The following is an 11,770-nucleotide window of genomic DNA, read 5'->3' on the forward strand; positions in this document are numbered from 1 at the left end:
GGTGGCGATCGTCACCGGCGCCAACACCGGCATCGGGCAGGCGATCGCGCTGTCGCTGGCGGCCGCCGGCGCCGACATCGCCGCCGTGGGTCGCACGCCCGCGCAGGACACCGTCGATCAGGTCCGCGCGCTGGGCCACAAGGCGGAGATCGTCTCCGCCGATCTTTCCAGCATCGAGCCGGTCCAGCGCGTCATCGACGAGACGCTGGAGAAGCTTGGCGGCCTCGATATCCTGATCAACAATGCCGGCATCATTCGCCGCGCCGACAGCGTCGACTTCACCGAGGAAGACTGGGACGCGGTGATCGACACGAACCTCAAGACCACCTTCTTCCTCTGCCAGGCGGCGGGTCGCCACATGCTGGCGCAGGGCAGCGGCAAGATCGTCAACATCGCCTCGCTCCTGTCCTTCCAGGGCGGCATCCGCGTGCCGAGCTACACCGCGTCGAAGAGCGGCGTCGCGGGCCTGACCAAACTGCTCGCCAACGAGTGGGCGGCCAGGGGCGTCAACGTCAACGCGATCGCGCCGGGCTATATCGCCACCAACAACACCGCCGTCTTGCAGGCCGACGAGACCCGCAACCGCCAGATCCAGGAGCGCATCCCGGCCGGCCGCTGGGGCGATCCCCGCGACATTGGCGGGGCGGCCGTGTTCCTCTCATCCAGCGCGGCGGGCTATATCCATGGCCATACGCTGGCGGTGGACGGCGGATGGCTCGCGCGCTGATCTGAATGTGCCGTGCTCCTGCGAAAGCAGGGGCAGGGATACCCAAGAGGAGGGATAAACCCTCCCGCATCCACAGGTAGAGGAGCACCAATGCCCGAATTCGACAGGCGAACTGTGATCGGCGCAGGATTGGCGCTGGCCTCCTCTCCGGCTTGGGCGGCGAGGGGCGATCCGGTCGTCATGACGCGCAATGGGCGCATTCGGGGAACGCGCGAAGGCGGGCTGAGCGTGTTTCGTGGGGTGCGCTATGCGCAGGATACGGCGCACCATCGGTTCCGTGCACCGGTTGCGCCGGAGCCTTGGCGCGATGTCGTGCCTGCCACCAGCTTCGCGCCGTCCTGTCCGCAAAAGGCTAAGCAGGACGCAACCAGCGAGGATTGCCTGTTCCTCAATATCTGGACGCCGGGGCTGGAGCCGGCCGCCCGGCGGCCGGTCATGCTCTATATCCATGGCGGCGCCTATTCCAACGGGAGCGTAGTCGATCCGCTGAATGACGGGCGACATCTGGCGAGCCGCGACGCGGTGGTGGTGACGGTCAACCATCGGCTGAATGCGCTCGGCTATCTTTATCTGGCGCGGCTCGATCCGCGCTTTGCCGATAGCGGCAATGTGGGGCAGCTGGACCTGATCCTGGCGCTGCGCTGGGTGCGGGACCATATCACTGCATTCGGGGGTGATCCGGACAACATATTGGTTTTCGGTCAATCCGGCGGCGGGGCGAAGATCACGACGATGATGGCAATGTCGGCGGCCCAGGGACTGTTCCACCGCGCCATCACCATGAGCGGGCAGCAGGTAACGGCGAGTGGGCCGATCAATGCGTCGCGCCGGACGACCGCCTATCTGGCGAAGCTGGGGGTGGCTTCCGGCGATCTCGATCCGTTGCTGACCATGCCGATCGAGCGGCTGGTCGAGGGGCTAGAGGCGGAAGATCCGATATTGGGCGGGGGCGTCTATATGGGGCCGGTGCTCGACATGCTATGGCTGGAGCGGCATCCCTTCTGGCCTGACGCCGCGTCGCAGGGCAATGCCATCCCGATGATGCTGGGCAACACGCTGGACGAGACGCGGGCCTTCATTGATCCCGACGGGCCGCTGCTGCGCGGGTTGGACTGGAGCAATCTTCCCGATCGAATGGCGAGGGAGTTGCGCATGGACCTGTCGCCCGAATGGATCGTGGCGCAATATCGGGCGCACTATCCCGACTGGTCGGCGGAGCGGATATTCTATGCCGCGACGACGGCCGGGCGAAGCTGGCCGGGGCAGGTGATCGAGGCGGAAGCGCGAGCGCGGGCGGAGGCCCCGACTTGGGTCTATCAGGTGGACTTTCAGTCGCCGACCCAGCCGAAGCGCGGTGCGCCGCATACCATGGATATCGCGCTGGCCTTCGGGACGCTGGATGCGCCGGGGTCGTTCACCGGCATCGGGGAGGGAGCGCGGAAAGCGTCGGAGGCAGTGATGGCGCGCTTTGCGGTCTTCGCGCGGCAGGGCGATCCCAATGGCGCCGGACTGGCGGACTGGGAGCAATATCGACTGGACCGACGGACCACGATGCTGTTCGACGTGGAGAGCCGACCGACCGACAATCCGAGGGGTTGGGAGCGCGAATTGTTCGCGCGGGCGCCCTATATCCAGCCTGGCAGTTGATAGGAAATATGGCGCTTAACTTCGCATATTTCCTGTGGATTCTGAAATGATATTCCCAATGTAGGAAATCATATTTCCTACATGGCGGCGGTGGAGCGAACGGGTGAAAGAGCCGCCTGGCTTCTACCATGCTCGGGACCGATAGGACAGGCTGGCGACACCGCGCGCGTCAATCGCCCCGACGGGTGAGGAAGAGGATGGAGAGATCTCTGTCGGGGCGCCAGTTGCTCTTCTTCATCTCGAAACGGGTCGGGCCGATCTTGCGGACGCCCGATCCGCAGAAGCTGACCAGATCCTCGGGCCGTTCCTTGTCGACGATCAGGCGAAACTCGCCGATCGGCTTCTTCCAGTTGCCACCGGTGACGAGAATATAGTCCAGCCATTCTTCCGTGTAGAGCGTATCGGTCGCGGCTGCGCGGCGCAGGGTCGCGAGCAAGGGCGGTTCGACGCAATGGCGGGCGATGGTCTCGCGCTCCTCGCCGGAGCCAAGCATCGTCCCCACCGTGCCGCCAACCGAGGGCTGGTAGTGATGCTCGACGATGACGGGCACGCCGGCAGGGAAATGCTGGACCCAATGATAGGTCGTGTGCAGTTCCCAGCCGGGATAACCGTCCGGGTCGATCAGGCCGAGCTTCGTCGCCTCGTCCCCCAGTGGCGCGGAAAGGCGGTCCAGCGCTTCCTGCGCATCGCCGCGATGTGGCGCGAGCGGAATGGCGTGGGCGCGCAGCCATGCGGCATGGTCGATCTTGTTCACCATCGCCTTCTGCTCCATCTCCATGGCGACCGGCTTGCCGTCGATCAGCGTGGTGAAGCCGAGGAAATTGTCGGGCGCATCGACCGGAATGGCGATGTCGACCTCGAAAAAGGCGCGGCCACCGACGGGAGGCAGGGGGAAGGCGACACGGCTGGTGACGTCCTTGCCGCTCCTATTGACGAAGACATAGCGGACATTGACCGCAGAACGGGATATTTCCAGATCTTCCCGCTGCATCTCGATCCTGTCGCTGCGCGTGAGGACCAGCCCGCCAGCGGCAAGTTGGGCGCTGGAGTCATTGGCCAGAGCCGAGGCGGGCAGGAGCGACAGGACGAGGGTTGTGAGGGCTTTCATACGCTTGGGATAGGCCGCTGCGACGCCGGCGTCACATATATTGAGCCTAATATTGGCATATGTTCCTATGCAGCCTCAGCCGTAGCGCCGAGGCGAGCCTGATCCCTACTTCTTGTCCATCACCGGATAGGAGATGATCAGCGCCAGCGGCTCCGTCCCTGTCTGCCTGATGCCGACGACCGCACCGTCATAGAGATAGGCTGCCATACCAGGGGTCAGCTTTCGGGTTTCGCCGTCGGAGGTGACGTCGCCGGTGCCAGAGAGGACATAATAGACCTCATCATGGGCGATGGGATGGAGGCCGATCGCGGCGCCGACATGGAGGATGCGCTTGCGGAACTCCATGCGGCGGGGCTGGGGCACCGCGTCGCTGATGCGATAGGCGGTGCTCATGCCGATCTGGCCATGGGGCGTCGGTTCCTCACGGCGGACGTCCTTCTCGTCGATCACGGCCATGGGCGGCGCGCCGGATGCGGCGGCCGCGGCCAGAAGAAGCATGGTCATGCTCATTTGCGATCTCCCGTCTGTTCACCCTGCCGCATCATCTTGTCGCGATCGGACAGATGTTCGGCGATTTCCGCCTTCTGGCCGGGATAGCGGCCCGATTTCGGTTCCATTATGTCGAGATTCCAATCGGCCTCGACGAAGGGTGCGCGAGTTTCGGCCATTTTCGGATAGCCGCCGACCTGTTTTTCATCGTCGATGATCTCGCCGCGCCCTTCCGCCACGAAGAAGAGGACGCGCAGATCGTCGGCGTCGCGGTCCCATGGGCGGGCGCCAGCATGGGCGAGGACATGGGTTTCGACCTCGCGCGTGGGAAGAAGCTGCGTGCCGGGCCACCAGATCGGCGGGGCGGGCAGCTCGTTCAGTTTTGCGCGGGTTTCGCCATAGCGGCCGAACATGGGGAGCGGCTGGCCGAACCTGTCGACGGCGATATTGTCCTTGCCATGATAGTCGAGGTCGCCGTCGCCGCCAAGCGTCAGGAAGGGCAGGCCGGCCGCAGTCGACACGCCGCCGCGCATGACGTTGCCCACGGCCGCGATCTTGCCGGTCTGATAGGGGTGATCGCCCCATTCGAGCGCCATGAGATTATAATGGACCGCGCGTTCGCCCGGATCATAGAGGATGTTGTTGACCAGTTCGACCTGACCGCCGCCCTTCACCAGCGGATTGCGCTCCACATTATGGGCGTAGAGATTGCGGTAGATGAGGATTTCGCTGGCATTGTCGTGGATCAGCGTGCCCTTGCTATGCTCACCCTTGGGGTGGCTGGCATTGGCGAGACCTTCGGCCGCGATATTGTAGGAAAAGGTGATGGCGTGGCTGGTATGCTGGCGCCATTCTTCCGGCGTCCTGCCCTCGAACCGGGGACCGGAGGCGGACATATTCTCGTCGATCGCCCAGGTGAAGGTGCAATGGTCGATGACGACATGATGCGCACCGACCGTCGACATGGCGTCGGCTTCCCAGCCGCTGAGCTTCGGCTGGCCGTCTACCCCGGTGCGGACGCGAATGTGGCGGATGACGACATCATGAGTGGCGATGTCGATGCCGGTCTTGATCAGGGTGATGCCGGGCGAAGGCGCGGTCTGGCCGGCGATGGTGAGATAGGGTTCGCTGATCTTCAGCGTTTCGCGCCCCATGTCGATGATGCCGGCGACCTCGAACACGACGATGCGCGGTCCCTTTGACTCGATCGCGGCCTTGAAGCTGCCAGGGCCGTCGCGGGCGAGGGTGGTGACGCGGATGATGCGGCCACCACGTCCGCCGGGCGTGGTCGCGGCCCAGCCGACAGCGCCGGGGAAGGCGAGTTGGGTGGCGTCAGCCTTGCGCGGGGCAGCGTCAGCGAGGGCGGGAAGAGCCAGTGCGGCGACCTGGAGCGGCAACAGGGCCAGCAACGGCAAAAGTGGGCGTGCCATTAGTTTCATTCTCCTCTCGCGAGCTTTCTTGACATCCTCGCCCGCGCGTTGCAACAAATTCTGACACCGGTGTCCATTCTTCTGGTCTCCGGCCCTGCATGAAAGGGATGCGGGTAAGGGGTCGGTCGGAGTCTGCACGCTCTGGCCGGCCCTTTTTGATGGCGCGGCATTGTATCGATCTGGCCGGTCTTGCCTGCATTTCCAATGGTCTGGGCGCTCGGAACGACTTTCAAAAATAGTTGATGTGGAATCAGCGGTTTGCGGGCCGCAGCCAGCGGGTGGCGAGAAATGGCTATCGGAGCATATTGACAGATATAATCCATCGGCGCATTCATGACACCGGTTTCCGCGAGGCGCCAATGACCAGCCAGAGCTGGCGGCGCGCGGGTCGGGAGAGGATGCGGCCAAAGGGAGGTGCGCTTCTTTCCGACCGGGATTGCCCGGAAATCACCTGCGCCAACGTCGCAGAGTAGATTTGGGAAGGGAGTGGATGAACGTGCGGAATCAGCAGGATAAATTTGCGGCTCGGCGCTGGTTGGCGGGGGCTTCCTTCGCGGCCATGGCGCTGACTTTGTCGACTGGCGCGCTGGCGCAGGATAGCACGCAGGCTGACGCTGCGCCGCAGACCGCCGCCGAGGGCGAGGTTGCCGATATCGTTGTCACCGGTTTCCGGCAGTCTCTGGGCGCGGCCATCAATCTGAAGCGCCAGACGGTGGGATCGGTCGATGCGATCGTGGCCGAGGATATCGCGAAATTCCCGGACCAGAATCTGGCGGAATCGCTCCAGCGCATTCCCGGCATCTCGATCCAGCGCGATGGCGGCGAAGGGCGCGCCATCACCGTGCGCGGCCTGGGCGCGCAGTTTACGCGCGTCCGGGTGAACGGGCTGGAGACGGTCGCGACCTCGACCGACGGGGCCAGCTCCAACCGCGACCGCGCGTTCGATTTCAACGTCTTCGCGTCCGAACTTTTCAGCTCGCTGGTGGTGCACAAGACGGCCGAGGCGTCGCTGGACGAAGGATCGCTGGGCGCCGTGGTGGACCTCAACACCGGCAATCCGCTGGCGGGGAAGAGTGGTTTTACGTTCGTCGGGTCGGCGACCGGCTCCTATAACGACCTGAGCAAGAAATGGGGGCCGCGCCTGGCGGGGCTGCTGTCGTGGAAGTCGCCCGACGGGCAATGGGGCGTGGCGCTGTCTGCGGCCTATTCCAAGCTCGACACACTCCAGATGGGCAATAATACGGTGCGCTGGTCGCAAGCGCGGTTCGACAGCGTCGATGGCACGCGCTGCTTCACGGCGCCCAATAGCGGCGGCAGCTATATTCCGAGCGCCGCGTGCGACGAGGCGGCGCTCGCCTTCCATCCGCGCATCCCGCGCTATGGCGAGATTGCGCAGGAGCGCGAGCGTCTGGGCGTGACCGGATCGATCCAGTGGGCGCCTTCGGACGCGACCAAGGTGTCGATCGACGGCCTCTTCTCCCGCTTCCGCGAGACACGCGAGGAGAAATGGGGCGAGGTGCTGCTGCGCTCCAACGAGCGGTCGATCGACGTGGTGAACCCGGTCTATGACAGCAACAACAATATGGTGTCGGCGACGCTGAACGACGCCTGGGTGCGGACCGAACATTATCTGCGCAAGTCGCAGACCAAATTCTACCAGCTGGGCGCGACTTGGGATCAGGATGTGAGCGACAGCTTGCGCTTCACCCTGCTCGGCGGCTTTTCCAAGTCGGACGCGTCGATCCCGGTCGAAACCACCCTGGTGTTCGACGACCGCGATGCGCAGGGCTATAGCTATGACTATAGCAATATGCGGCGTCCGGTGCTGACCTTCGGCACCAGCGTCACCGATCCGGCCAATTTCCAGCTCGCTGAAATCCGCGACCGGCCATCGTCGACCGTCAACAAGTTCCGCACCGCGCAGCTGCGCACCGAATGGGACGTGACCGATGGCTTCACGGTGAAGGCGGGCGCGGTGTATCGGCGCTTCTCCTTCGATACCGAGGGCTTCACCCGCGACACGGTGGTGTGCGGCAATGGCGGCGTCGACCGGGTGCTGGGGACGGTGAACTGCTCGCCGAGCAGCGCGTTCGGGCCGGGCGCCATCTATGGCCTGCCGGTGACGTCGGCGCTGGCGGAACTCTATACGCTCAAGGGCGCGAATGCGCCGGCGGGGACGACCACCCAGTGGCTGGTGCCCAATCTGGCGGCGGGTACCGACTACACCAATCTCTATGAGCGGGCGTTGGCGGTCGATGCGGGCAATACCCGCGGCGTGGTGGAAAAGACCACGGGCGGCTATATCCAGTTCGACGCCAAGGGCGATATTTTCGGGCTGGAATATGCGGCCAATGCGGGCATCCGTTATGTGAAGACCGACCAGAGTTCGACCGGCCTCAACAATGGTCAACTGGTCGGCGTGTCGCGGTCCTATGAGGACTGGCTGCCGGCGGCGAACATCGCTTTCTTCCCGCATCGCGACATCATCATCCGAGCGTCGGTGGCCGATGTGATGACGCGTCCGAGCCTGGGCAATCTGACGCCGGGTGGTTCGGTCGACGGCTTCAACTATCGCGTTAGCTTCGGCAATCCCTATCTCAATCCGTTCCGGGCGACCGCCTATGATCTGGCGTTCGAATGGTATTTCGCGCCGCAGTCCGTCTTCTCGGTCGCGGCATTCAAGAAGGATGTGCAGAGCTTCCCGATCAGCCAGACGATCACCGGCACCTTCGCTTCGACCGGCCTGCCGTTGTCGGTCATCCCGCCAAGCTCGCCCGCGGCGATCCAGCCGGAGCGTGCCGAGGGCTGGGCGATCAGTACGATCGTCAACGGCACGGGCGCAAGCCTGAAGGGGATCGAGTTGTCGGTGCAGGCGCCCTTCACCTTCCTGCCCGGCTTCCTGTCGCATTTCGGCGGCATCGTGAACGCTACCTTCGTGGATTCGAGCGCGGACTATACCGTGTCGGGACCGGCGATCGTGCCGGGCGGCGGCAATATCGCGGCGGTGCGCAACGCCACGCTGTTCGGCTTGTCGAAGCGCGCGTTCAACGGCACGCTCTATTATGAAGACGAGAAATTCTCGGCCCGCGTGTCGGCCAGCTATCGCAGCAAATATATCGACCAGAATAGCGGTACCGGCAATGTGTTCGAAGGCTATAACAGCACGATCAACGTCGACGCTTCGGTCCGCTACAAGCTGACCGACTGGATCGAATTGTCGCTGGAGGGCATCAACCTGACCGACGATTATCGCGATCGCTACACCGATCTGGACGCCAATCGCAATTATGAGCAGCTGCATTTCGGCCGCACCATTCAGCTGGGCGCGCGGTTCAAGCTGTAACTGCTCGGCCGGGCCGCCTCTGCACGGGCGGCCCGGCCTTTTTGGACTTTGTTGCCGCATCGCTTTTTGCGCAAAACCGGTTTCCACTTTTGCGCGCGATGCTCTGAAGGAGAGATCATGACCATCAGTCGCCGCGACGCCATGACAGCCGCTCTTGCGGGGAGCGCGCTTGCGCTGGGAAGCGGGCGGGCAGTGGCATCGGAAGCCGCACCAGCTCAGACGGTCGACTGGAAACGCGGCCTGGACAATCAGCGGATCGCCGATCTGGGCGAAGGGCGTTTCCTCAATCCGTTGATTTCGGGCGATCGCCCCGACCCCGCCATCCTGAAGGACGGCGCGGATTATTACATGACTTTCTCGACCTTCGAGAGCTATCCCGGCATCACCATCTGGCATAGCCGCGACCTGATCAACTGGCAGCCGCGCGGGGCGGCGCTCACCAGGAATATCGGGTCGGTCTGGGCAGTCAGCCTGGAAAAGCACAAGGGCCGCTATTTCCTCTATATTCCGATCAAGGCCGAGCCGAACAGCATCTTCGTCATTCATGCCAACAGCATCGACGGGCCATGGAGCGACCCGATCGACCTGAAGCTGCACAACCATATCGACCCCTGCCACGCGGTGGGGGAGGATGGCAGCCGCTGGCTGTTCCTGTCGGGCGGCGACCGCATCCGTCTGTCCGACGACGGGCTGTCGACGGTCGGCGCGGTCGAGCATGTCTATGATCCCTGGCGCTATCCCGACACTTGGGATGTCGAGGGGTTCGCGCCTGAAGGACCGAAGATCCATCGCCATGGCGACTGGTTCTACATGCTGACCGCCGTGGGCGGCACGGCGGGGCCGCCGACCGGGCATATGGTGATTGCCGCGCGATCGCGATCCATCCATGGGCCTTGGGAGCAGCATCCGAACAATCCGCTGGTCCATACCGAAAGCGCCGAGGAACGCTGGTGGTCGCGGGGCCATGCCAGCCTGGTCGAGGCGCCGGACAAGAGCTGGTGGGCACTCTATCATGGTTATGAGAATGGCCTCTGGACGCTGGGGCGGCAGACCTTGCTCGATCCGGTGGAATGGACCGCCGACGGCTGGTTCCGCATGACCGGCGGCGACCTGTCGCAGCCCATCGCGAAGCCGCGCGGCGGGCAGGCCTTGCCGCATGGCATGGCGCTGTCAGACGATTTTCGCGACCTGAAGCTGGGCGCGAAATGGAATTTCTTCCGCCCGGCGCCCGACGAGGCAAGCCGGGCGCGGGTGGAGAAGGGCGCGCTGATCCTGAAGGGACGGGGAACGGCGCCGGTGGACTCCTCCCCGCTGCTGCTGATCGCGGGTGATCCGGCCTATGAGTTCCAGTGCGATATCGAGATTGCGCCGGGCGGGACGGCGGGGCTGCTGCTTTTCTATGACGACAAGCTCTATTGCGGGCTGGGCTTCGACGAGACCCGCTTCGTCACCCATCAATATGGGATTGAACGCGGGCGACCGGCCAATCCCCATGGCCGCCGGATGACCATGAAAGTGACCAACCGGCATCATGTCGTTTCCTATCATCTGAGCGGCGACGGCGGGAAGACATGGAGCCGGTTCGACCGGGGCATGGAAGTGTCGGGATATCATCATAATGTGCGCGGCGGATTTCTGATGCTGCGGCCGGGGCTTTACGCCGCCGGGCCAGGCGAAGCGCGCTTCCGGGATTTCCGGTTCCGGGCACTCTGACCCCGTGTTTCCGGCAAAGACTCGCTCGAACGCCGCCGAGGGCAGCAGGAGCCAGGAATGATGATCGCGATCTCGCTGATCGTGTATGTGAAGATGCGCGACACGGCGCAGCACAGCCTGATCCGTGAGGATTGAAGGCGCGCGGCTGTGAAACCGACAGCGATCTGGACAATCCCATCGGGGTTTTATGCGCGGTTGGGATGAGGGATGGATTTAACATAATCCTTATTATCGATCATTTCGATAATAAGTGCCGGCGGTTAATCGACCCGATCGACCAACCGCCGGCACTGGAACGGCACTCGAAACCCGCAGCCCCTCTTCAGTTCGCCATGGCCAGCTTCAGATTGGCGGCCGGCCTTGCCGAACCCATTACGGGAGCAATGGATGCCATGTCGCTGGCGTCACCCGCCATGCCGCGGCTGACGGCCCAGATTGCGGCCTGCGTGCGGTTGCGGACCCGCAATTTGCGCAGGATGGCCTTGATATGCACCTTCACCGTGGCATCGGCGATCTGGAGCCGGCGGGAAATGACCTTGTTCGGTTCTCCTTCCACTAGGCAGCGCAGGATATCGACCTCCCGGGTCGAGAGGCTGTTGCCGATCGCCCCCGTGCTCCAATGATTGGGCAGTGACGAAAATTGCGATTTTCCAAGGGATTCAGCGATCTGCGACGGAAGAACCTTTTCTCCCAACGCCGTCAGCCTGAGCGCACTGGCCAGCGGCCGGCAGGATATCTGCTTGACGATATAGCCATCGACGGCACCGGTCATGAATGCGCGCGAGACATCTTCCAGTCCATATTCGTCCGCCATTATGACGATCCGGGAACTGGGAAAGCGTGCCCGCACTTCTTCACATGTAGCGAGGCCGTCATTGATATCGATCGCGTCGACGACGATTACCGTGTCCCCGTCCATTTCGCCATCGAGATCGAGCGGCCGGGAAACGGCATCATCGATCAGAAAATCTTCATCGATCAGGATTCGCCTCAATCCTTCCCGAATAATTTCATTCTTGCCCACAATGGCCAAATGAACTTGTGTGTCCAACATGTCCGATTTCCTCCCCACAGACGGTAACCACGGAACATGCGACCAATACAGGGAATTATCATATTCCCATTTTTATGATTCTATGGTGTTAGACTTAGCATAAATTTGTCATCAAAAAATATAGCAGTTTAAGATTCCCTTATCACCTGAAGAAATTGGTGGATGTACCAAAGCGGGATGAGATGCTTCAGGGGAAGTATCCTCCCCCTGTCCTTCACCGGCTTCATTCCAAGGATGGATTAGGGCCAAAGTCGGCCGA

The 11,770-nt window shown here is 63.0% G+C and carries 8 protein-coding genes; 4 read left to right on the top strand and 4 right to left on the bottom strand.

Annotated elements, in window-relative coordinates; genetic code table 11:
- Position 1 precedes the first annotated feature (1 nt).
- Both kduD and DM806_RS19605 read left to right on the top strand, forming a co-directional pair.
- Positions 2-727 carry a 2-dehydro-3-deoxy-D-gluconate 5-dehydrogenase KduD gene (gene kduD / locus DM806_RS19600; RefSeq protein WP_179044842.1) on the top strand — a complete coding sequence of 242 codons (726 nt, stop codon included), beginning with the start codon at positions 2-4 and terminating at the stop codon, positions 725-727.
- A gap of 90 nt (positions 728-817) precedes the next feature.
- Entirely contained in the window at positions 818-2,374 is a 1,557-nt protein-coding gene (locus DM806_RS19605) for a carboxylesterase/lipase family protein (protein ID WP_179044843.1), read from the top strand.
- Between the two features lie 169 nt (positions 2,375-2,543).
- Here DM806_RS19605 and DM806_RS19610 read toward each other — a convergent pair whose 3' ends face one another.
- From DM806_RS19610 to DM806_RS19620, 3 genes are all read right to left on the bottom strand, one after another.
- Positions 2,544-3,482, bottom strand: coding sequence for a DUF4424 domain-containing protein (locus DM806_RS19610; RefSeq protein ID WP_179044844.1), 939 nt, complete (start codon positions 3,480-3,482; stop codon positions 2,544-2,546).
- Positions 3,483-3,587: 105 nt separating this feature from the next.
- Positions 3,588-3,986 (bottom strand): cupin domain-containing protein, encoded by a 399-nt coding sequence (locus DM806_RS19615; protein ID WP_179044962.1) that lies wholly within the window; start codon positions 3,984-3,986, stop codon positions 3,588-3,590.
- A 2-nt stretch (positions 3,987-3,988) separates the two neighbouring features.
- On the bottom strand, positions 3,989-5,410 hold the full coding sequence (locus DM806_RS19620) for a pectate lyase family protein (protein WP_179044845.1): 1,422 nt from the start codon (positions 5,408-5,410) through the stop codon (positions 3,989-3,991).
- A 481-nt stretch (positions 5,411-5,891) separates the two neighbouring features.
- Here DM806_RS19620 and DM806_RS19625 point away from each other — a divergent pair, with 481 nt between their 5' ends.
- Complete coding sequence (locus DM806_RS19625) at positions 5,892-8,744, top strand: TonB-dependent receptor (protein ID WP_179044846.1); 2,853 nt, start codon at positions 5,892-5,894, stop codon at positions 8,742-8,744.
- Positions 8,745-8,861: 117 nt separating this feature from the next.
- Positions 8,862-10,457: a family 43 glycosylhydrolase gene (locus DM806_RS19630; protein ID WP_179044847.1), complete on the top strand. Its 1,596-nt coding sequence runs from the start codon at positions 8,862-8,864 to the stop codon at positions 10,455-10,457.
- Between the two features lie 322 nt (positions 10,458-10,779).
- On the opposite strand, the gene DM806_RS19635 is transcribed toward DM806_RS19630, so the two are convergent.
- Positions 10,780-11,511: a LuxR C-terminal-related transcriptional regulator gene (locus tag DM806_RS19635; RefSeq protein ID WP_179044848.1), complete on the bottom strand. Its 732-nt coding sequence runs from the start codon at positions 11,509-11,511 to the stop codon at positions 10,780-10,782.
- Positions 11,512-11,770 lie beyond the last annotated feature (259 nt).

It is taken from the genome of Sphingobium lactosutens (genome assembly GCF_013393185.1).
GTDB lineage: Bacteria > Pseudomonadota > Alphaproteobacteria > Sphingomonadales > Sphingomonadaceae > Sphingobium > Sphingobium lactosutens_A.